General features: G+C 69.5%; 18 protein-coding genes. 13 read left to right on the forward strand and 5 right to left on the reverse strand.

From position 1 onward, the window contains the following. Positions 1-51: 51 nt before the first annotated feature. The 9 genes from ACLJO0_RS11480 (at position 52) to ACLJO0_RS11520 (ending at position 10252) form a co-directional block, all read left to right on the forward strand. The gene (locus tag ACLJO0_RS11480) at positions 52-915 is read left to right on the forward strand and encodes an SCO6745 family protein (RefSeq protein ID WP_410578121.1); all 864 of its coding nucleotides are present in this window, start codon (positions 52-54) and stop codon (positions 913-915) included. Between the two features lie 443 nt (positions 916-1358). After that, complete coding sequence (locus ACLJO0_RS11485) at positions 1359-1625, forward strand: hypothetical protein (RefSeq protein ID WP_007035338.1); 267 nt, start codon at positions 1359-1361, stop codon at positions 1623-1625. A 13-nt stretch (positions 1626-1638) separates the two neighbouring features. Further along, entirely contained in the window at positions 1639-2115 is a 477-nt protein-coding gene (locus ACLJO0_RS11490; protein ID WP_125781103.1) for a hypothetical protein, read from the forward strand. A 3-nt stretch (positions 2116-2118) separates the two neighbouring features. Continuing rightward, positions 2119-5079 (forward strand): ATP-binding protein, encoded by a 2961-nt coding sequence (locus tag ACLJO0_RS11495; RefSeq protein ID WP_410578123.1) that lies wholly within the window; start codon positions 2119-2121, stop codon positions 5077-5079. Continuing rightward, positions 5076-7241: a magnesium transporter gene (locus tag ACLJO0_RS11500; protein ID WP_410578125.1), complete on the forward strand. Its 2166-nt coding sequence runs from the start codon at positions 5076-5078 to the stop codon at positions 7239-7241. The genes ACLJO0_RS11495 and ACLJO0_RS11500 overlap by 4 nt, the downstream gene beginning before the upstream one ends. Positions 7242-7244: 3 nt before the next feature. Further along, on the forward strand, positions 7245-7841 hold the full coding sequence (locus tag ACLJO0_RS11505; protein ID WP_410578127.1) for a hypothetical protein: 597 nt from the start codon (positions 7245-7247) through the stop codon (positions 7839-7841). Between the two features lie 4 nt (positions 7842-7845). Next, the gene (locus tag ACLJO0_RS11510; RefSeq protein ID WP_410578129.1) at positions 7846-8844 is read left to right on the forward strand and encodes a C40 family peptidase; all 999 of its coding nucleotides are present in this window, start codon (positions 7846-7848) and stop codon (positions 8842-8844) included. A gap of 102 nt (positions 8845-8946) precedes the next feature. Next, the gene (locus ACLJO0_RS11515) at positions 8947-10020 is read left to right on the forward strand and encodes a hypothetical protein (RefSeq protein WP_410578130.1); all 1074 of its coding nucleotides are present in this window, start codon (positions 8947-8949) and stop codon (positions 10018-10020) included. 34 nt (positions 10021-10054) lie between these two features. Then, positions 10055-10252 (forward strand): hypothetical protein, encoded by a 198-nt coding sequence (locus tag ACLJO0_RS11520; protein ID WP_076163388.1) that lies wholly within the window; start codon positions 10055-10057, stop codon positions 10250-10252. Between the two features lie 290 nt (positions 10253-10542). Here the strand turns inward: ACLJO0_RS11520 and ACLJO0_RS11525 are convergent, their stop codons facing one another. Continuing rightward, on the reverse strand, positions 10543-11508 hold the full coding sequence (locus tag ACLJO0_RS11525; RefSeq protein ID WP_410578133.1) for an AAA family ATPase: 966 nt from the start codon (positions 11506-11508) through the stop codon (positions 10543-10545). Between the two features lie 134 nt (positions 11509-11642). On the opposite strand from ACLJO0_RS11525, the gene ACLJO0_RS11530 reads away from it, so the two are divergent. After that, entirely contained in the window at positions 11643-13052 is a 1410-nt protein-coding gene (locus ACLJO0_RS11530; RefSeq protein WP_410578242.1) for an RNB domain-containing ribonuclease, read from the forward strand. Next, positions 13049-13810, forward strand: a complete 762-nt coding sequence (locus ACLJO0_RS11535; RefSeq protein WP_410578135.1) for a helical backbone metal receptor — start codon at positions 13049-13051, stop codon at positions 13808-13810. The genes ACLJO0_RS11530 and ACLJO0_RS11535 overlap by 4 nt, the downstream gene beginning before the upstream one ends. Before the next feature lie 55 nt (positions 13811-13865). Here the strand turns inward: ACLJO0_RS11535 and ACLJO0_RS11540 are convergent, their stop codons facing one another. Together ACLJO0_RS11540 and gabT are read right to left on the reverse strand one after the other, a co-directional pair. Beyond that, positions 13866-15296 carry an aldehyde dehydrogenase family protein gene (locus ACLJO0_RS11540; RefSeq protein ID WP_410578137.1) on the reverse strand — a complete coding sequence of 477 codons (1431 nt, stop codon included), beginning with the start codon at positions 15294-15296 and terminating at the stop codon, positions 13866-13868. Further along, a complete protein-coding gene (gene gabT, locus ACLJO0_RS11545; protein WP_199749172.1) occupies positions 15293-16624 on the reverse strand; it encodes a 4-aminobutyrate--2-oxoglutarate transaminase in 1332 nt (443 codons plus the stop codon). Before gabT ends, ACLJO0_RS11540 begins: the two co-directional genes overlap by 4 nt. 109 nt (positions 16625-16733) lie before the next feature. Between gabT and ACLJO0_RS11550 the strand changes: the two genes are divergently transcribed. After that, entirely contained in the window at positions 16734-18200 is a 1467-nt protein-coding gene (locus ACLJO0_RS11550) for a PucR family transcriptional regulator (protein WP_410578139.1), read from the forward strand. A gap of 39 nt (positions 18201-18239) precedes the next feature. Here ACLJO0_RS11550 and ACLJO0_RS11555 read toward each other — a convergent pair whose 3' ends face one another. Further along, the gene (locus ACLJO0_RS11555; protein ID WP_410578141.1) at positions 18240-18974 is read right to left on the reverse strand and encodes a cache domain-containing protein; all 735 of its coding nucleotides are present in this window, start codon (positions 18972-18974) and stop codon (positions 18240-18242) included. 32 nt (positions 18975-19006) lie between these two features. Continuing rightward, on the reverse strand, positions 19007-19750 hold the full coding sequence (locus ACLJO0_RS11560) for a FadR/GntR family transcriptional regulator (protein WP_125796703.1): 744 nt from the start codon (positions 19748-19750) through the stop codon (positions 19007-19009). Between the two features lie 164 nt (positions 19751-19914). On the opposite strand from ACLJO0_RS11560, the gene ACLJO0_RS11565 reads away from it, so the two are divergent. Further along, a complete protein-coding gene (locus tag ACLJO0_RS11565; protein ID WP_410578142.1) occupies positions 19915-21336 on the forward strand; it encodes a gamma-aminobutyraldehyde dehydrogenase in 1422 nt (473 codons plus the stop codon). Positions 21337-21340: the final 4 nt, after the last annotated feature.

The following is a 21340-nucleotide window of genomic DNA, read 5'->3' on the forward strand; positions in this document are numbered from 1 at the left end:
ATTCGGCGCCGGAACCTGCGCCTGGTACTTACTTGTCGGTAGGGTGCCCCCATGGGTGAAGCGAGTCGGGTCACGGGACGGTTCCGCGGGACGTTCGATGTACTGCATTCCCTTACCTACTTCGCCCCCGAGACGGAAGCCGCGCTCACCGGCGCGGGCCTCCGGCCGGGGCGCATGACCTATTTCGCGGGTCGCGCGGCGCCCATGGGCGCGGTAAGCGCAGCCGTGGTCGCGGCCACCTTCTACAACTTCAATCCCGAGCTGGTCGCCCGCCACATCCCGCGCGCGTGGACGCTGGCCGGCCCGGACAGGATCATCGAGGCCCGCTTCGAGGCCGTCGACGCGGCGTTGACCAGGCTGCTCGGCAAGGAGACTCTCGGTTCCGAAGAGGTCGCCGAGGCGGCCGAGCTCGCTCGCGAGGCGACCGGGGGCTGCCAGCTCGACGGCCGGCCGCTCTACGCCGGGCACGCGGGACTCGACTGGCCGAGCGAGCCGCATCTCGTGCTCTGGCACGCCATCACCCTGTTGCGTGAGCATCGCGGTGACGCCCACATCGCCGCGCTGCTCGTCAACGGTCTCGACGGGCTCGCCGCCCTCGTCACGCACACCGCCACCGGCAAGGGTTTCCTGCCCGCCGCCGCCAAGGCGTCCCGCGGCTGGAGCGACGAGCAGTGGGACGGCGCGGCCGCCAAGCTCCGCGAACAGGGAATCCTGGACGCAGACGGCGGTCTGACCGAAGCCGGGAACGATCTTCGCGAGCGGCTCGAAGTCGCGACGAATGAGGCGTCGGCAGGGCCTTGGGAGCATCTCGGCGAGGAGAAGACCAAGCGCCTTCACGAGCTGTGCGGGCCTTTGAGCCGCAAGGCCGTCGAAGCAGGCGCTTTTCCCGCGAATGTGTTCTCTACCGGCCGATAATCACGCTATGTAGCGAAAATGCCCTCCCCGTTTTCGCTTTGGGTAACGGAAGTGTGACTTTCGCTTGATCGGCACTCATGATTTTTGTCGAATGCGTGTTCACCCTGCGGACTCGGGAGAAGCCACCGAACGAGTCATGTCACACTGGTCGAGGCCCGATTCTCCGCGACCGACCCGTACTCACAGTGAGCAAGATGCCTCGCAACCGAGTGAGGCCGTCAGCACACTGCGAAATACGGGTGGCCGGGGTTAAACCAGACGACCCTTGCAACGATGATGGAGACCGAGGATGGTCGTGGTGCTGTGCCTCGCTCTGTGATCAGTGGATAAATCGATATCTACAGAGCGCGCTTTGACCACTACGCCTCGTGACGCCATGATGTTCGAAGCACCACCGAGCCAGAACCGCGCGAACCCCCTCTCCGCGCACCGGGAGTAATGCGATGATGACCATGACCACCCTCGACACGCTGGCCGCCGGCGAGCTCGGCACCGGCAACGTCCGCACCTGGCTGATCGACAACATCATCCCTCTGGTGCTGCTGGCCGTCGCGCTTCTTCTGCTGTGGCTGGGCGGTGGCAAGGGAGACAACGCCGGTGTCATGCGCCGACTCGCCGGTGTCGTGATCGCGCTGGCGATCATCGGCCTCGCGGTGAGTGGCGCCGGAGTCAACGTGGGCCAGTGGATCGCCGGCCTCTTCACGGGCTGAGGCAGGGCTCGCGTTGCGTATCCGCACCGATGACGAGGTTTACCGGGTCGATGCCGTGTGGCTCGGCCCGCCGAAAGCGACTTTTCCCTGGAGAGCCCGCTACGTCGCGTGGCTCGTCGGTATCCCGGTCTTCCTGCTCGTGCTCACCGTCGAACGGTGGGCGGGCTGGAGCTTCGGGTTCTTCTCGACCGCCTGGGCCTTCGTCGCCACAATCGTGATCACCAGATTGATCACGTCCAAGATCAGTCACGAGCGCCCACTCGGCGCCGTGGCCGGGATGGCGGCGAAAGAGCTCAACACCCCTAGAGAACGGACCACGGGCACGGGGGGCGCCGCCAGCGCGTCCCGCGTCCGGGTACGGGCGACGCGCCCGCTACCGAAGCAGCGCAGGAGACGGCAGTACCAGCAGCACGGCTACGGCGGCGGCGCCGGAGCTCAGGGAACACCACGAGCGCGTCGGAGCCGCCCTGCGGCTCGGGCCGGGAGGTAGTCGTTGTTCGGTCGCGGCGGAAGCCGAGGAAAACGTGATCGAGATCTGCAGCAAGGGGCCTGGAACCCGCCCCAGCAGGTCCGCTCCGCGCAGCCCAAGAAGGCCGGCAAGGGAAGGCGGCTGCCCGGCGAGGCGGCCATACCCACCTATACCCCGTCCATCGCCGCGCGAAGCATCGACGGGCACCTGTTACGCACCGGTTATGAGGTCTACGCCTGGTATCGGCTCGCGCCGCAGCGCTGGTCGTTCCGGTCGGATTCGCAGCGCCGCGACCTGATCGCGGCCATTGCCGGGCAGTACGCGGAGCTTCAGGGCCGCTGGCTGCACCTGCGCGTGACCAACCGGCCGTATCCGATCCGCATGTGGGCCGAGGCCCACGTGCACAACGCGGTCGGCCGTCCCCAGGACGTGCAGGGCTCGTTGTCCTTCGACGACTACCTCATCGGCGAGCAGCAGCAGCTGATGGGCCGCTCGATGGCGGAAAAAGAGGTCTACCTCGGCGTCCAGGTACAGACCAGGCGGATGATCGACCGCGCGGTCGAAAGCGCCGCCCCGGTGCTGCGCAAGATCCTGCCCGAGGCCGTCGACGCCGAGCTGGCCGCGCTCGACTCCGAGGTCGAGCATCTCGACCAGGTGATCGGCTCGGCCGGGCTCGAAGGCCGTCCGGTGCACGCCGAGGAGATGTCCTGGCTGATGCACCGCTCGTGCTCGCTGGGCCTGCCCGCGCCGCGCAACATGCCCGCGGTCCCCGGCGCCGCCTGGGAGCCCGAGGATCTCGCCAGTTTCACCGACGCGGCGGATTTCCACGCCGAGCCCTACGCGCCGACGGTCACCGTCCGCGGCCGCACCGGGTCGAACGCCGGGGTCTCGCGGCATCTCGCCGTCCTCACCGTCGGCCAGATGCACGGTCTTCAGATCCCCGAGGTCGACGACCCGTGGATCCAGCACGCGGACCGGCTGCCCGCCGCGGTCGAGGTGTCCGCGCGGATCTACGTCCGGCGGCCGGAAGAGGTCGCCGGTGAGCTGCAGCGCCAGATGAACAAGGTGCGTTCGCAGGTCAAGCACTACACCGACGAGCACGAGCTGGAGCCGCCGCAGTCGCTGGCGCGCCAGGCGGGCCGGGTGCTGGAGATCGACGACGAGATGACGTCGGGCTTCACCGCGCTGGCCACCCGGGTGCGTTCGTGGTGGCGGCTGGCGGTGTCCGGGCCGACGGAGCGGGACGCGCTGCGCCTGGCCCAGCAGCTCCTCGACCTCTACAAGCCGAAGATCGCCGTCGAGCATCCCGAAGCCCAGTACGCGCTGGCCAGGGAGTTCATCCCCGGCGAGCCGCTCGCCTCGGCGGCGTACATGCGGCGCGGTTCGGTCGTGTGGGCGGCGTCGTCGGTGCCGACGGCGACGGCCGAGGTGGGCGACCGCCGCGGCATCCTGCTCGGCGAGACAGTGACCGCGACGCGGCGCCCGGTGGCCTGGGACCCCTGGATGGCGCAGGAGATCCGCGACGGCTCAGGCCTGACCGCGATGGTCGCCGGTCTCGGTGGCGGTAAGTCGTTCCTCGGCGGTGGCATCGTCTACAAGACGCTCCGCGCGGGCGCGCACTGGACGATCCTCGACCCGTCGGGCCCGCTGTCGCGCCTGTGCGACCTGCCCGAGCTGCGGCCGTACGCGCGGAACATCAACCTGCTCAACGCGCAGCCCGGCATCCTCAACCCGTACCGGGTGGTCGCCGAGCCGCAGATCGAGCACTTCATGGACGAGGAAGACCCCGAGCGTTCGTGGCGGCGGGAGAAGGCCCTCGCGGGTGCGACGCGCCGCCGTCTCGTGCTCGACGTCCTCAGTGGTGTCCTGCCGTACGAGGTCTCGCGGATGGCGCAGACCCGGATCGTGCTGCTGCGCGCCGTCCGCGCGGTCGGCGGCCGGTTCGAAGCCGACCCCGGCCAGGTCATCGACGCGTTGCGCCGGGACTCCAGCGAGCACCACGAGCACGCCGTCGTCGTCGCGGACTTCCTCGACGAGATGCGCGAGCGGATGGCGCTGCTCATCCCGGAGACCGACGCGGACCCGTACGCCGAGACCCGCGACGACCGGATGACCGTGCTGACCATGGCGGGGCTGACCCTGCCCAAGGACGGCGTCCCGCGCGAGTACTGGACGGACGCGGAATCGCTCGGCGTCGAGATGCTGAACCTCGCCGCGTGGCTGACGCAGCGGTCGGTGTACGAGAAGCCGAAGGAACTGCGCAAGGGCGTCTGGATCGACGAGGCGTTCTTCCTCTCCGAGGTCCCGACCGGTCGCGTGCTGATGAACCGCTTCGCCCGTGACTCGCGTAAGTGGAACGTCCGCGTGCTGCTGTCCTCGCAGATCCCCGCGGACTTCCTGAAGATCCAGGGTTTCGTGGCGCTGCTGGACTCGGTGTTCGTCGGGCGTCTCGACGACGACGACGCCCAGGCCGACGCGCTGCGCCTGCTGAAGGTCCCGGTCGGCGTCGGCTACGAGCAGGTCGTCGCGGCGCTGGGCCGCCGTCCCGGCTCGTCGCGCGATCTCCAGCGGGACGTCGAGCCCCGTCAGTTCATCTTCGGTGACGGCGCCGGTGGCGTGGAGCGGATCCGCGTCGACTTCTCCGGCCCGCACCTGGAGCACCTGCGCCGGGTCATGGACACGACGCCGGGTTCGCCCGACGCCAAACCGTCGAGGCCGGGCAACGAACTCGCCGCCCCGGAGGAGAAGCAGTTCGTGGCCGCTCCGCCGGAAGAAGACGATTTCGAACTCGAAGAGGATCTCGAACTCGCGGCCGAACTCGAGGTCGGGCTGACCGAGGAGCAACTGCTCGGTGCTCCGGACCCGCTGGCGGCCGAGACCGGGGAAGTGCAGGGCGCCGTCCAAAACGGACACATCACGAACGGGGAAAAGGGCGAGCAGCACGCGCGCGCCGGCAAGGGCGGCACCGGCAGGGATGCCGCATGAACACGGTGATCACGCTGGCGTGCGTGCTCGCGTTCGCCGCCGGCTGGCACGCGCTGCGCCGCCGCCTCAAAGAGGGGCCTCGGCCCGGCAAGACCAGACCCAGCCGCCGCGCGACGATGTTCGTCGTCATGCTGATCCTGGGCCTCCAGGCCGTGGCGACCGCTCCGGCGGCTTCGGCCGCCGCCTGTGGTGAGGCACCGAACCCGGAGCGGCCCGGCGCCGGAATGGTCGGCGCGCTCGACCCGCCCGCGACAGCGCGCGGTGAAGGCGGCAGCCCGTACAACGTCTACGGGTACGCGGGGCACGTTTGGGACACGTTCGAAACCGACTGCGGCCCGCTGGCCGGGATCACCTCGCCGAACTCGACGATCGACACCTGGGCTGGTAACCAGCTGTTCAACATCGGCAAGAACATCGTCGGTGCCACGAACTCGCTGCACTACACCGTCTTGCAGGGCAGCCTGCTCAGCCCGCTGTACAACGCCGTCAAGGCCGGGGCCGAGAAGGTCTACAACAACATCTACGCCCAGTTGTTCGGCCTTGCCGCGCTGATCATGTCCATCATGTTGTTCCGCAACATCTGGCGCGGCGATCTCGCGGCGGTCAGCAAACGGGCGCTGTACGGGCTCGCCGCGGTCTGGCTGGCCGCGTCCTCCTTGGCACTGCTGCGTTTCCTCGATCCGATCGACAACGCGATCGTGCAGACCACCACCAACATCCAGGCCGGCTTCATCGACGAGCCCAAGACGCCGCCGCCGACCCAGGCACCGCCGCCCTCGGCGCAACCGTGTCAGGCGACCCCGGAGGCCGTCGCGGCTCGCCAGCCATGGGACCGGGTTCCGACCGAACTGCACTGCCGGGTCGTCTACGACAACTGGCTCCGCGGGGAGTTCGGCAGCCCGGATTCGCCGCAGGCCATCCAGTACGGCCCGGCCCTCCTGGACGCGCGTGCCTTCACCTGGGGCCAGATCCAGCAGGGCGGCGACGCCGACACCGCGCTGGTCGACTCCAAGAAGGCGGCGTTCAAGGACATCTCCACCAAACTCGGCCCGGCGACGGGCTATTTCACGGGTGAGGACGGCAGCCGCGTCGGCGCCGGTTTCCTTTCCCTCGGCCAGGGCATCTTCTACTCGCTGTTCCAGTTGCTGGCCAAGGCCACGGTGCTGCTCGCGCAGGTGCTGATCAGGATCTTCGTCCTGACGGCTCCGCTGATCGGGCTGATCGCGCTGCTCCAGCCGCAGATCATGCAGCGCATCCTCAAGGTCGTCGGCGCGGTCGCCTTCAACCTCATGGTGCTTTCCGTGCTGGCAGGCGTGCACACACTCCTGCTGGAGGCGATCTTCACCGCGGGGAACTCGCTTTCCCTGCTGACGAAGATGGCGCTCGCGGGCATCATCACCGTGTTGCTGTTCATGATCGGCCGCCCCGTGCGGCGGCTGTGGCAGATGGTCGAGATGTCCGTCGGCATGGTCGGCGGCGCGGTGCCCTCGCCACGCGGCGGCCTCTTTTCCCGCTTCCGCAAGAAGAACAACGAACCGACCCCGCAGGACGCGTTCTGGCAGAACGTCCGCGACGCCGACGATGTGGTCGACGGCGACCTCCGCGGTCCCGTGGGCGCGACGGTCGGCGGCGGCCGGTTCCGGCCCGAAGCGACGATCTTCGCCAGCTCCCAACGGCTCGACAACGGCTCCGGCGCGATCCGGCCCGCCGCGGCCTGGTCGGGAGCGCCGTGGCCCGGCGCTGTCGGCGGCGGTGGCGGCACGCACGCGCTTCCCGCCGGTGGCGGCGGAAGCGTTCCGGTGTTCGGCCAGTACAACCCGTCCGCTGGCAATCCGGGCGACTCCATGTTCACCTCGGGCGGGCGGAGCCCTGTCCAGGTACCGAGCCGCCGGGTCGACACCTCGCCGGTCGCCGACCGGCGCTGGAGCGACGAACCGGAGCCGGTCGTGGTGCCGTCGCGGATGAACTCCGCGGGCGGCGGCTACACCACTCCCGACCACTCGGGCACCGTGCCGGTGCAACCGGGACCGTCGACGCCGCGTCCGCGCCGCGTCGACCCGGAGGTCGTCGCCGGTAAGCCGGTCTACGTGCTGTACCGGCCTTCGCGCGGGCTCGAGGTCCGCGAGGAAGTCCGCGACACAGACCACGCAGTGGGTCGGTGACCCATGCCGATCCGGACCAACCGCGGGCGCACCGCGGTCTACCGCAGACTGTGGGGCTGGCCGCTGCGCTCGCCCCGCCACCTCATCGGCACGCTGGTGATCCTCGCGGTGCTGTTCACCGCGCTGGGCATCCTGCTGCCGAAGGCCATCGGAAAACCGGGACAGACGGCCACCGGGCCGGGTGCTTCGGCGACCGCCACTTCGCGTCCCGGCGTCGCGGCGCCGGTGACCGTGACGTCGACGCTGCCGCCGAGGATCACCACCCAGGCGCCGCCGTCTTCCGCGCCGGTCGACCAGGACGGGGTCCGGGTCGCCAAGGAGTGGGTGACGGCATGGGCGAACCATCCCGACGGCACGACGACCGAGCAGTGGCTGAACGGACTGAAGCCGTACACCACCGAGGAATACCTTGCCGGGGAACTGACGACGGTGGAGCCCGCCAACATCACCGCGACCAGGGTCTCCGGGGAGCCGCACGTCGCGTCCTCGCTCGCCGGATCGATGGAGGTCGACGTCCCGACGGACGGGCCCAAGGTCCGGGTCACCGTCGTCAAGACGAACCCGGGGTGGCGGGTCACCAAGTTCACGCAAGCGGGCTGACCCGATGAAGATCGGGATCATCGTCGGCGTGCTGATCGCCGCGGTCTTCGCCGCGGTGATCACCACGAGCAAGGTCACCGAGGTGGTGACCGACCACATGGAGGCCCAGGCGGGCGGCGTCGTCAAGACCTCCTGCGACGCGTCGATCGGGCCGACCCTGCCAGGGCAGGCCGATCGCGGTTCTTCGGACGTGAACAAACTCGACGAAGAACAGAAGGGGATCGTCGCGCTGATCATCTCGATCGGCAAGCAGCGGACGCTGTCCCCGCGGGCGTGGCAGGTGGCGATCCAGGCCGGGATGACCGAGTCCAAGCTGCGCAACCTGACCTACGGCGACCGCGACTCGCTCGGCATCTTCCAGATGCGGCCGTCGATGGGCTGGGGCACCGTCGCGCAGGTCACCGACCCGCCGTACCAGGTCAACAAGTTCTACGACGTGCTGCTCGCGGTGCCGGACTGGGAGAACATGCGTCCCGGCGACGCCGCGCAGCGGGTGGAGCGGTCCGGTTTCCCCGACCGGTACCACAACTGGGAGCCGATGGCTGCCCTCCTCGTGCAGAACGAGGGCCAGATCGTCGACGTCGTCGGCTGCGGTTCGAGCGTCGGCAGCGTGGTGCCGCCGAGCCAGGCCGCCGCGCAGGCCATCAAGTTCGCGCTCGGCGAGCAGGGCAAGCCGTACATCTGGGGCGCCACCGGGCCGAACAGCTACGACTGTTCAGGGTTGATGCTGCGGGCGTACGAGTCGGCCGGGATCATCATCCCGCGTGTTTCGCGGGACCAGTACAAGGGCGGCGCGATGCTGCCGGTCCGCCAGGCGCAGCCGGGCGACCTGCTGTTCCTCGCCACCGTCCCGTCGAACCCGGCGACCATCCACCACGTGATGATGTACCTGGGCGACGGCAAGATCGTCGAGGCGCAGCAGACCGGGGTGCCGGTGCACATCCGGGACTTCTCCTTCGACGAGGCCGAAGTGGTCGCGCAGGCGGTCCGTCCTGGCGTTTAGCATGGTGAAAGCGTGGTATCGCGATCGCGGGACCATCGGATTCACCCGAAGTGGCGGCCTGTCCACCGGCAAGCGGCCGCACACTGGCAGAGGATGAAGAACGTGGCACGGAAATTCGGAAGGCGAGGCAAGCCCGCGGCGGCCAACGGCCCGGAGGTCGATCCCCGCGATCTTTTCGGTACCGCCCAACCCGCGCGGCACGCCGCCCGGCCGGCGTCGAGCACGCCGTTGGCCGATCACCTGAACCAAGGCTGGCCGGGCGTCGACCCCGGTTACGTCGTGTTGCCGCGTTCGCTGGCCGAGGGGATGTCGCTGCCCTGGCAGCAGCAGATGGCCGCCCTGCTGGCCCAGTTCCATCACGAGAACGCCCGCCTCGCCTGGCCGATCTACCGTGTCGTCCCGTCGCGCTACGAAAAGCTCGTCGACCTCGACGAGGAACAGCTGGCGGAGGCCGGCTACCTGGTCGAGATGGACACCGAAGGCGAGATGATCTACCGCGAGCGCAGCGGCCGGAAGATCGAAGACCCGGAGAACACCACGGTGCTCGTCTCGTGCCTCGACCCCATCCCGAAGCCCGCGCAGCGTCAGGCCCCTCCGCCGCCTTCGCAGGCCGCGCCGCCCGCGACCGGGCAACCGCCGCGCGCCCCGGCGCCGATGAACATCGGACCCGCGCCGGTGTGGCGCACGGTCACCCCGTCGGTGCCTCCGGCCCCTCCTGCTCCGCCTGCTTCGTCCGCTCCGCCTGCTTCGGCTGCTTCGGCTGGTGGGTCGGCGTTGCAGGGCGGCCAAGCGGTACCTCCGGTCCAGCCCTCTGCCCCCGCTGGGCCTCAGGCGCCCCCGCCTGCTCTACCTCAGCCCACTCGAATGCAGCCTCCGCCTCCGCCGATGACCGCGCCTCCAGCCACGCCGGAAGCGCAGTCCGCCGCGCCGTCCCAAGCCGAACCGGAGCCGCCTGCCACGACTCCGCCGTCGTCCGCGATCGCTCCTCCTCTGCCGCAGCCCGCTTCGCCTCCGCCGGAACCCGCGACCCCGCCGCGTGGCGTCCCGATGAACCGCGGCTGGTTCGACGAGCTCGCCGAGAACGCGCCGGAAAGCTCGAAGGTGGCCCAGTCCGAGGGCGCCGAGTTCGGCCCGACCGGTGATCCGACGGAGATCCCGTACCGCTATCGCAAGTGATGACAGGACGTCCGGGTGATGTCAGGCTTGTCGTATGTCGAGCGACCCGAACCCGGATCAGGGCTGGTACTTCAACACCAAGACGAACCAGGTCGAGCACCTGGAACGAGGCCGGAGCGTCGACCTCCTGGGCCCGTACCCGGACGAGGCGACGGCCCGGCGCGCCCTGGACATCGCCAAGGAACGCACCCGGCAGGCCGACGCCGAGGACGCCAAATGGAATGGTGACTGAGCGCCTGCGGTCACCCTCGTGAGTGGTTAGGACGGTCACGGCCAGCCGTGTTTTAGGTATCTATGGCGGGCGCGGGTCCGTGAGGGCCTCTTCCCCGGTACATGAAGGACCCCTTCCTTGCGCCTGGGTACAGGAAGGGGTCCTTCATGTACTTCAAACCAGGCATCACGCAAGCCTCGCCAGTGCCCGTGATCAGGCGGGAGAGCAAGGGACCTTTGCTAGCGTTGCTTAGCGTATGCAACCAAGTGATAGCAAAGGTCCCTTGCTCCCTTCCTAGCTAAACCTGCAGGTCAGGCGTCTTGCCGCGCCAAAACCGGCCCCAGCGTGAACTCCGGGTCCACCTGCGCCGTGAGGTCTTCCCCGGCCCGCCCGCTGCCCCACGCCCGCGCGTTGCGGAGGTGGAACTCGACGCCCTGCCGCTGGTAGCGCGCCCAGTCGCGCTGTTCGCCGTCGACGGTCGCGAGCATCGAGTCCAGCGTCCGGAGGTTGTGCGGCTCGAGTTCGCCGATGGGGCGCGCGCGGCCGCGTTCGGCGGCGCGGACGTGCCGCGAGTTCTCCATCCAGCCCAGCAGGGCGTCGCCGACCTCTTCGCGCAGGAACTCGATGTCCTCGTCTTCGGTGACCTTGTTGCCCACGACGACCAGCCGCACGCCGAAGTCGCGCGCGTAGTCGGCGTATTGCCGGTACACGCCGACGCTGCGCACGGTCGGTTCGCACACCAGGAACGTAACGTCGAATCGCGTGAACAGGCCGGACGCGAACGCGTCGGCGCCGGCGGTCATGTCCATGACGACGTATTCACCCGCGTCGTCGATCATGTGGTTCAGCAGCAGTTCCGCCGCGCCGACCTTCGAGTGGTAGCACGCGACGCCGAGGTCGTCCTCGTCGAACTGTCCGGTGACGCCGAGCCGCACCCCACCGAACTCGCGGAAGCACGCCCGGAAGATCGGGTTGTCCTCGAACGGCCGGACCAGCCGCGACCCGCGCCCCGGCGGGGTCGTCTTGATCATCGAGGCCGCGTCGGCGATCCGCGGGTTGTCGCCGCGCAGGTAGTCCTTGATCAGGCCCATGTTGTCGCCCAGCGTCGGCCACGCGATGGCCTCTTCTTCGCTCGCGCCGAGCGCGACGGCGAGGTGCTGGTTGATGTCCGCGTCGATCGCCAGTACCGGTTTCCCGCCGCCGGCCAGGTACGCGGTGAACAGCGACGCCAGCGTGGTCTTCCCGCTGCCGCCCTTCCCGACGAACGCGATCTTCACGCCACGGACCTTCCTGTCGTTTTGAAAAGGGTATCGGTTTTCATTTCGGTCCGTAACGTACACCCGACCGGCCCGCACCCGAACGGGCGATCAACGGCGCCGGATCGGGATAGGGTTGTGTGGTGCCTCCACTCGTGATCAGGACACACGCGGCAGGAGGGGACTTCGGTCACCTTCGAGCCGAGTTCGCGCTGCCGGAGTCGTTCGGGCCCGACGTGCTCGCCGAGGCGGAGGCGGCGGTCGTCGACCCGCTCGAGTCAGCGGGGGAACGCGAGGACGCCACCGGTCTGCCCTTCGTCACCATCGATCCGCCTGGTTCCAAGGACCTCGACCAGGCGGTGCTGATCGAGCGCGCCGAGGGCGGCGGGTTCCGCGTTCACTACGCGATCGCCGATCTGGCCGCGTTCATCCCGCCGGGTGGCGCGCTCGACAAGGAGGCGCGCCGCCGCGGGCAGACGCTCTACCTGCCCGACGGGAACGTCCCGCTCCATCCGCCGGTGCTGTCCGAGGGCGCGGCGAGCCTGCTGCCGGGGGAGACCCGGCCGGCGGTGCTGTGGACCATCGACGTCGACGCGGGCGGCGAGCCGACGGCGACCAACGTCCGCCGGGCGCTCGTCCGGTCCACTGAACAGTTCGACTACGAGACCGTCCAGGCCTCGATCGACGCGGGGAGTCCGCATCCGTCGGTCGCCGCGCTGCCGGAGCTGGGGCGCCTTCGCCGCGAGCTCGCGATCCGGCGCGGCGCGGTCGAACTGCAGTTGCCGGAGCAGGAGATCAGCGGTGATCCCGACGGGGGCTGGGCGCTGATCCAGCGGCCGCGCAACGACGTCGACGCGTGGAACGCCGAGATCTCGCTGCTCACCGGCATGGCCGCGGCCAAGATCATGATCGGCGCCGGGATCGGGGTCCTGCGCACGCTGCCCCAGCCCGACGCCGAAGCGATCGAATGGCTGCGCCGGTCCGCGCAGGCGCTGAACATCGACTGGCCCGAGGGCAAGAGCGTCTCGGAGTTCCTGGCCGCGCTCGACCCCGGCCAGCCCGCCTCCATGGCACTTTTCGCCGACACCACAAGGCTTTTGCGCGGCGCCGGGTACACCGCTTTCGACGGCGAACTGCCCGCTTTGACCACGCACGCCGGGATCGGCGGCGCGTACGCCCATGTCACCGCGCCGATCCGGCGGCTGGTCGACCGGTTCGCCACCGAGATCTGCCTCGCCGTGAGCGCCGGCCGCGAAGTGCCCGCATGGGTCCGCGCGGCGCTTTCGGAAGTGCCCGAGCAGATGACCGCGTCCGACACGCTGGCGGCGAAGGTCGAACGTGCCTGCATCGATCAGGTCGAGGCGTGGGTCATGGTCGAGCACATCGGCGAGGAGTTCGACGCGATCGTGCTGCGCGCCGACGAGACCAAGTCGGAGATCCTGATCGAGAATCCGCCGGTGATGGGCAAATGCGCGGGCGCGAAGCCGCCAGAAGGCGAGCGGATCCGGGTCCGGCTCACGGCGGTGGACGTCGACAAGCGGAAACTGTCCTTCGAGCGCGCATGATCGACGATCTCGGCGAAGTGGTCCCGCTGCGTGAACCGGCGTCGCGAGTGGTGTCGCTCGTGCCGTCGCTGACCGAGGCCGTCGAGGTGAGCGCGCCGGGAAGGCTCGCGGGAGCCACGGACTACTGCACCCATCCGGTCGATCTGGACGTCCCGAGGGTGGGCGGTTCGAAGTACCCGAACGTGGACAAGGTGCTCGAACTCGAGCCGGATCTGGTGCTGGCCAACTCCGAGGAGAACCGGCCGGAGGACGTGGAACGCTTACGTGCCAACGGGATTCCGGTCTGGGTGATGGAGGCGTCGGCGACCGTGCCCAGTGCGCTCGCCTCGATCCGGCGGATCCTCACGCAGGCCTACGACCTCGCCGAGCCGGATTGGCTGGTCGAGGCCGAAGAGATCTGGCGGGAGACCTTGCCGGAGCGGTTCCGGGCGGTCGTGCCGGTCTGGCGGAAGCCGTGGATCGTGCTCGGCAGGGACACCTTCGGCGGCGACGTCCTGCATCGCGTCGGAATCGGCAACGTCTACTCGGACGACGAAGAGCGCTACCCGCGCCCCAAGCTCGACGAGCTCCAAGCGCGCTTCGCGGCCGGAGACGCGAACCTGCTCGTACTGCCCGACGAGCCCTACGAGTTCACTGCGGACGACGGCCCCGAAGCGTTCCCCGGCGCGAAGCACGTCTTGGTCTCTGGGCGCTATCTGACCTGGTACGGCCCTTCGCTCGTCGAAGCCCACTCCCACCTCACGCAACTCGTCACCTAGTTGCGATAGTTCGCGCACCGAACCATCGCAACCAGGTGCCGAATTGCGCGGGTGGTTAGAGAGTGAGGCCGGTGAGGACGGTGACGCGTTCTTCGGTGAAGTCCGCCATCGCCGACGCGGGGCCTTCACGGCCGACGCCGGAGTCCTTCACGCCGCCGTAGGGCATCTGGTCGGCACGGAAGCTCGGCACGTCGCCGACGAGCACACCGCCGACACGCAGCTTCGCGGACACGTCGAACGCCGTCGGCAGGTCGCGGGTGAACACGCCCGCCTGAAGGCCGAAGCGCGAGTCGTTGATCCGGCGCACCCCGTCCTCCACCGACTCCACGCGCGTGATCGACACGACCGGCCCGAAGACCTCGTCGGCCATCACCGACGCGTCCTCCGGCACGTTCGCGAGCACCGTCGGCTCGACGGTCGCGCCGTCGCGCTTCCCGCCGGTCAGCAGTTCCCCGCCGGCGTCGACGGCCGCGGCGATCCACGACTCCACCCGGGAAGCGGCCGCGGTGTTGATCAGCGGCCCGACGTCCACACCGTCCGTCCGCGGGTTGCCGGTCCCGAGCGCGCGCACCTGCTCCAGCACCTTCGCCCGGAGCTCGTCGTAGACGTCGGCGTGCGCGTACACGCGCTGCACCGAGATGCACGACTGGCCCGCCTGGTACATCGCGAACGTCGCGATCCGCTGCGCCGCGAAGTCCAGATCCGTCCAATCAGGACAGACGAGCACCGCCGCGTTGCCGCCGAGTTCGAGCGCGACGTGCTTGCGCGGCACGCTGTCGCGGATGCCCCAGCCCACCGGCACGGAACCGGTGAACGACACGACCGGCAGTCGCGGATCGGCCACGAGGCGAGCCGATTCCTCGTTACTGACCGGGAGAATCGACCAGCTCCCGGCGGGCAGATCGGTCTCGGCGAGGATCTCGCCGAGCACCAACGCGGTCAGCGGTGTCGCGGGCGCGGGCTTGAGCACGATCGGCGCGCCGACCGCGATCGCCGGAGCGACCTTGTGCGCCACCAGGTTCAGCGGGAAGTTGAACGGCGTGATGCCCAGCACCGGCCCCTTCGGCACGCGGCGGACCAGCGCGAGCCGTCCGGTGCCGCCTGGGTCGGTGTCGAGCCGCTGCAGGTCACCGGAGAACCGCCGGGCCTCCTCGGCGGCCCAGCGGAACGTCGACGCCGCACGCCCGACCTCGCCGCGCGCCCACTTCAGCGGCTTGCCCGACTCGGCGGTGATCAGCTGCGCGAGCTCTTCGGACCGCTCACCCAAGACTCGGGACACGTGGTCCAACGCGCCCGCCCGGACATGGGCGGGCAGCGTCGCGAACTCGTCGGAGACGTCGTGCGCCGCCTGCACGGCGGTCTCGATGTCCGAAGTGGACGGAACGTGATGCGAACCGGCCTCGCTCCCGTCGAAGGAGTGACGGACGACGACGGTCTCGCCGCTGGTGACCGGTTTTCCGGCTACCCAGAAGGGGAATGTAGTCACTTCGAAGCCTCCGTGCGGACAGCGTGCTCGAGGACGGACAGTCCCTCGTCGAGCAGTTCGGTGGACAGGGAAAGCGGCGGCAGCAGGCGGACGACGTTGCCGTAGGTGCCGCAGGTGAGGACGACGACGCCTGCCTGGTGGCAGGCCTGCGCGATCCGCTTGGTCAGGTCGGCGTCGGGTTCGGTGGTGCCCGGCTTCACGAACTCGGCGGCCAGCATCGCGCCGCGGCCGCGGACGTCGCCGATCACGCCGGTCTCCTCGGCCAGCGCGCGCAGCCGCGGCAGCACCGTGTCCTCGATGCGCTTCGCCGACGCCGCGAGGTTCTCCTGGCGCATGACCTCGATCGAGCCGAGCGCCGCGGCACACGCGATCGGGTTACCGCCGTAGGTGCCGCCGAGCCCGCCCGGCGGGACGGCGTCGAGCAGTTCCGCGCGGCCGGTGACGGCGGCGAGCGGCAGCCCGCCCGCGATGCCCTTGGCGGTGGCGATCAGATCGGGCACGACGTCCTCGTGCGTGGACGCGAACCACTCGCCGGTGCGGCAGAAGCCGGTCTGCACCTCGTCGGCGACGAACACGACGCCGTTTTCGGTGCACCAGCGGGAAAGCGCGGGCAGGAAGCCGGGCGCGGGCTCGATGAAGCCGCCTTCACCCTGCACCGGTTCCAGCACGACGGCCGCGACCTGGTCGCCGCCGATCTGCTTCTCGATGCGGTCGATGGCGATCCGAGCGGCTTCGGGACCGGACAGGCCGTCGCGGTACGGGTACGAGCCGGGCACGCGGTAGACCTCGGGTGCGAACGGGCCGAAACCGTGCTTGTAGGGGATGGACTTCGCGGTCAGCGCCATCGTCAGGTTGGTACGGCCGTGGTAGGCGTGGTCGAACACGACGACGGCCTGGCGCCCGGTCGCGGCGCGGGCGATCTTCACCGCGTTCTCGACGGCTTCGGCGCCGGAGTTGAACAGCACCGAACGCTTCTCGTGGGTGCCCGGCGTCAGCTTGTCGAGCGCCTCGCACACCTCGACGTAGCCCTCGTACGGCGTGACCATGAAACACGTGTGCGTGAACCGGCCGACCTGCTCGCGGACGCGGTCCACGACGGCGGGGGCGGCGTGGCCGACGTTGGTCACCGCGATGCCGGAGCCGAAGTCGATCAGGACGTTGCCGTCGGCGTCGGTGAGCAGGCCGCCCTCGGCGGAGGTGACGTAGACGGGCAGCACCGAACTCACGCCCGCGGCGACGACGGCGGCGCGTCGCTCCTGGAGGGCGCGCGAGGCGGGGCCGGGGATCTCGGTGCGCAGCCTGCGCTGCGTTTCGGTGGTGACGGTCACGGCCAGACTCCTGCGGACGCGAGGGACGGGGTCGCCCTCCAGAATGGGAGCCCGCCCGGCCCGCGTCAGCTCGACATCTTGTCTATATCGAGGCGTAGAGTTGGACAACATGGCACTGACCCTCGCCGCACTGGTGGCCGAACGCCCGCTCGGCCTGCGTGTGCGTGCGGCGGAGGCCGGGCTCGACCGGCCGATCGGCTGGGTCCACCCCACCGAACTGACCGATCCGCAGGCCTTCCTCGAAGGCGGCGAACTGCTGCTGACCACCGGCCTCGCCCTCGATGAGACCACGTCGCCCGGCTACGTCCGGCGGCTCGTCGACGCCGGCGTGGCAGGGCTCGGTTTCGGCGTCGGCCTCAGCCACGAAAGCATCCCGCGGTCCCTTGTGGACACCGCGGAAGAGGTCGGGCTCCCGGTGCTCGAAGTGCCGAGGAAGACGCCGTTCATCGCGATCACACGCGCGGTGTCCCGTGCGGTCGCCGCCGACGAGTACGCCTCGCTCGTGCGCACCGGCAAGGGGCAGCAGGAGCTGACCAGGACGGCCGTCGGCAAGGGTGGTCCCGGCGGGGTGGTGCGCAAACTGGCGAAACTGGTCGACGGCTGGGTGCTCCTGCTCGACTCTTCGGGCGCGGTCACCGAAGCTTCGCCTTCCGCGCGACCCTTCGCTGACGAACTCCAGGACGACTTCGCGCGGCTGCGCGCGGGCACGCTGGTGACGGTGGCGGGGGAGTACGAGGTCGTCTTGCAGACGCTGGACACCCGTGCCAGGGGCGTGCTCGCCGTCGGCACCCGTGAACCGCTCGACGCCGCGGGGCAGCACATCGTCAACACCGCGGTGTCGTTGCTTTCCCTTGCCCTGGAACAGAACCGCGAGCACGTCGGTGCCTTGCGACGGCTGAGGTCGGGGACGATCGACCTGCTCGCCGCCGGGCACACGGAGCTCGCCACGCGCACAATGAAGTCACTCTGGGGCGGTGTCCCGGAAGCGCCGTGGTCCGTGCTGGCCGTCGCCGGTCCCGGGGGCGCACGCCGGTCGCTCGCCGACACGCTCGACGCCGAAGTGTCCGGAGAATCGGTGTTCTTCGGCGAGTCGGGGGCGTTCGTGGTCGCACTCGGCGACGCGGAAACCGTCACCCGGCTGGTGTCCCGGACCGGCGGACTGCACGCCGGGCTGTCCGAACCGATGTCCATAGTGGACTTCCCGGCCGGGCTCCGGCAGGCGAAGCAGGCGGCGGAAGCGGCCAAGGCCGAGCGCTCCCCGCTGGTCCGGTTCGCCGACCATGCCGGGCGCGGTTTCCTGGAGATGGTCGATTCCCAAGCGGCACAGGCCTTCGCGGACAGCCTGCTGGCACCGCTGCGACAGCATGACGAAACCGGCCGCGGCGAGCTGGTCGCCTCACTGACCTGCTGGCTCGAACACCACGGTCACTGGGATCTGGCGTCCGCGCGGCTCGGCGTGCACCGGCACACCTTGCGCAATCGCATGCGCAAGGTCGCCGAACTGACCGGCCGAGATCTCGATTCCCCCGGCGTGCGCGCCGAATTCTGGCTGGCGCTGCAGGTCGCCGGGGGCTGAAGGGCGCTTTCCCCGCATCAGACGCGGGTATGGCGTCCTTCAGCGCTCGGACCTGACCAAAGCGATCGGCGAGTCCCCGCAGCGCCGCAGCCGCGTTCCGTTCTCCGTCGTGGCCGGCTCCGCGCCGGCGGACCACCAGGCCGGGACGTCGACGTCGCGCACCAGGGAACCGGTCGCCTGCCGCGCGTTGTTCGACACGATCACCCGGCCTTGGGCGTTGACCAGTGCCGCGCGGCCGCCGAGCGCGCGCAGTTTCGGTTGCAGCAGGCGCTCGACCTCGCGCACGTAGATGTCCGCGCCGACGACCCCCGCGAACTCGCCGTCGCGCTGGACGGGAACCGTGAAGGTCAGCGTGTATTCGTCGGTGCAGAGGTAATCGACGTACGGGCCGTTGATGTGGCGGCGGCCGGTGTCACGCGGGACGGTGAACCACGACTGCCGGGTGTAGTCGAGGAAGTGTTCGCTGTCCGGATCGAGGCTGATGACCAGTTGCGCCGGCTCGGCGTCGCCGGTCTCGGTCCACCATTCGAAGGCGAATTCCTGATCGGTCAGCGCGTTCGGCGCGCTGATGAACCCGGCACCGACGACGAGGCCGCCGAGGACGTCGAAGACCTGCGGCCGGAGGCGGGTCAGGTCTTCGGCGGTGGCATCGGCGGATGCGGCCAGGAGCCCTTCGGCGCCGGCCAGTACCGGCTTAAGTCGGCCGAAGACGTCCTCGACCAGGGTGGATACCTGTTCGACGACCTCGGAACCGGCGGACGGTGTGTCGTTCACGATGCTCACCTCGGATGCGCGGATGCCGCAGCTTAAGGGGCCAGAAGGTCTAAATGCACGTCCGCCAGCCGGTCTATCGCTTCGAGGATGTGCTCCTCGGTGAGCTTCCTGGCCAGCTCGCCGTCTCCCTGCGCGATGGCGGCGGCGATCGCGCGGTGTTCGGCGTAGGCGTTCTCACGGGTTCCGTGCGGCTCGAGCGGCAGCCACAGCAATCCGCCTCGCTCGCTCTGCAACTGCACTTCTTCTCTGGTCAGCCGCGGCGATTGGGCGGCCGCGGCGACTTCGAGATGGAACTGCCGCTCGGCGCGCGAGGCCTCCGCGCCGGTGGCGGTGCGGATGTCCTCGGTCGCCAGTTCGAGCCGCTCGATGTCCTCGGGCGAACTCCGCTCGGCGGCGAGTTTGGCCGCGGCGCCCGCGATGGCGAGATAGTGATCGCCGACGTCACGGAGTTCGGACAGCGAAACCGTGCGAAGGCGCTCTCGCCACGAAGCGGCCGAAGGGTTGGCAGGCGTCTTCACGAAGCTTCCGCCGCCTCGGCCGCGTCGCGTCTCTACGAGCCCCTGTTGCCGCAAGGCCACGAGCGCTTCGCGAACCGTCACGGTGGAAACGCCGAACTGCGAAGCCAGCTCGGCTTCGCTCGGCAACTGCTCAGAGTCGGCCAGCAGCCCGAGAGTGATGGCGTCGACCAGCCGCGCGGTGACCGCTTCCGCCCGGCCGATCTGGTCGAGCGGCGCGAACATCGCTGATCGCGCGCTGTGCGACATCCCCTTACGCATGGTGGCCCTTCGCCCGTACCGCTACCCGATGGAAGCAATCTTGCCCCATCGTCTTGTCATTTAACATCTGGACTTATATGTTTTAGCTCCCGCGCCGCCCCACAAGGGAGCAAGGGACCTTTGCTATCGCCTCACGCCCCCAGGCCCAGTAGCCAGGAGCTCTCGTGCAGCAGTTGAAGCACTTCATCGGCGGTGAGTACAGCGGATCCGCGTCGGGCAAGGTCGCCGACATCGTCGATCCCGTCACCGGCCGCCCGTACTGCACCGCCGCCGTCGCCGGCCCCGAAGACGTCGACCGCGCGCTCGAAGTCGCGGCCGCCGCCTTCGAAACCTGGCGCGGCACCACGCCCGCGCAACGCCAGCTCGCGCTGCTGAAGATCGCCGACGCCGTCGAAGCGCGCGCGGACGGCCTCGTACTCGTCGAATCGGCGAACACCGGCAAGCCGATCGCGCTCACCGCGGCCGAGGAACTGCCGATGATCGTCGACCAGTTGCGGTTCTTCGCGGGGGCCGCGCGTGTCCTCGAAGGACGGTCGGCGGGCGAGTACATGGAAGGGCATACCTCTTTCGTCCGCCGAGAGCCGATCGGCGTGTGCGCGCAGGTTACGCCGTGGAACTATCCGCTCCTCATGGCGGTCTGGAAGATCGCCCCCGCGCTCGCCGCGGGCAACACCGTGGTGCTCAAACCGGCCGACACGACACCCGCGTCGACCCTGCTCCTCGCCGAGATCTGCGCCGAATTCCTGCCGCCCGGCGTGCTCAACGTGATCTGCGGCGACCGGGACACCGGGCGCGCGCTCGTCGAGCACGAGGTCCCCGCCATGGTGTCCATCACCGGTTCCGTCCGTGCTGGGATCGAAGTCGCCGCTTCGGCCGCGAAGGACGTGAAGCGCGTACACCTTGAGCTCGGCGGTAAAGCGCCCGTAGTGGTCTTCGCCGACGCGGACATCGAAGCGGCCGCAGAGGGCATCGCGGCCGCTGGGTACTTCAACGCGGGTCAGGACTGCACCGCGGCGACACGCGTCCTGGTCGCCGACGAGGTCCACGACGCTTTCGTCGCGGCGCTCACCCGGCAGGCGCGGGCGACGACCACCGGCAAACCCGACGACACGTCGGTCACCTACGGGCCGCTCAACAACGCCGCCCAGCTCGACCGGGTCGCCGGTTTCGTCGACCGGCTGCCCGCGCACGCGACGGTCCACTGTGGAGGTAAGCGGCATGGGGACGAGGGTTACTTCTACGAACCGACGGTGATCTCCGGCGTCCGGCAGGACGACGAGATCAGCCAGACGGAGGTCTTCGGCCCTGTCATCACCGTGCAGCGCTTCGAGACCGAAGCCGAAGCGCTCGCCGCGGCCAACGGCGTCGACTACGCGCTCGCGTCGTCGGTGTGGACCACCGACCACCAGCGGGCGATGCGGCTGGCCGGAAAACTCGACTTCGGCTGCGTGTGGATCAACACGCATATCCCGCTGGTCGCCGAAATGCCGCACGGCGGCTTCAAGAAGTCCGGCTACGGCAAGGACCTCTCGCTCTACGGCCTCGAGGACTACACCCGCGTCAAGCACGTGATGAGCGCGCTGTGACGAC

The sequence above is a fragment of the Amycolatopsis sp. lyj-108 genome (genome assembly GCF_046549005.1).
GTDB lineage: Bacteria > Actinomycetota > Actinomycetes > Mycobacteriales > Pseudonocardiaceae > Amycolatopsis.

Excerpts from the sequence above, each read along its gene's own strand:
- ACLJO0_RS11500 (WP_410578125.1), top strand. The coding sequence starts at position 5,076 with ATGAACACGGTGATCACGCTGGCGTGCGTGCTCGCGTTCGCCGCCGGC.
- ACLJO0_RS11480 (WP_410578121.1), top strand. The coding sequence starts at position 52 with ATGGGTGAAGCGAGTCGGGTCACGGGACGGTTCCGCGGGACGTTCGAT.
- ACLJO0_RS11520 (WP_076163388.1), top strand. The coding sequence starts at position 10,055 with ATGTCGAGCGACCCGAACCCGGATCAGGGCTGGTACTTCAACACCAAG.
- ACLJO0_RS11560 (WP_125796703.1), bottom strand. The coding sequence starts at position 19,750 with ATGCGTAAGGGGATGTCGCACAGCGCGCGATCAGCGATGTTCGCGCCG.
- ACLJO0_RS11485 (WP_007035338.1), top strand. The coding sequence starts at position 1,359 with ATGATGACCATGACCACCCTCGACACGCTGGCCGCCGGCGAGCTCGGC.
- ACLJO0_RS11550 (WP_410578139.1), top strand. The coding sequence starts at position 16,734 with ATGGCACTGACCCTCGCCGCACTGGTGGCCGAACGCCCGCTCGGCCTG.
- ACLJO0_RS11505 (WP_410578127.1), top strand. The coding sequence starts at position 7,245 with ATGCCGATCCGGACCAACCGCGGGCGCACCGCGGTCTACCGCAGACTG.
- ACLJO0_RS11510 (WP_410578129.1), top strand. The coding sequence starts at position 7,846 with ATGAAGATCGGGATCATCGTCGGCGTGCTGATCGCCGCGGTCTTCGCC.
- ACLJO0_RS11535 (WP_410578135.1), top strand. The coding sequence starts at position 13,049 with ATGATCGACGATCTCGGCGAAGTGGTCCCGCTGCGTGAACCGGCGTCG.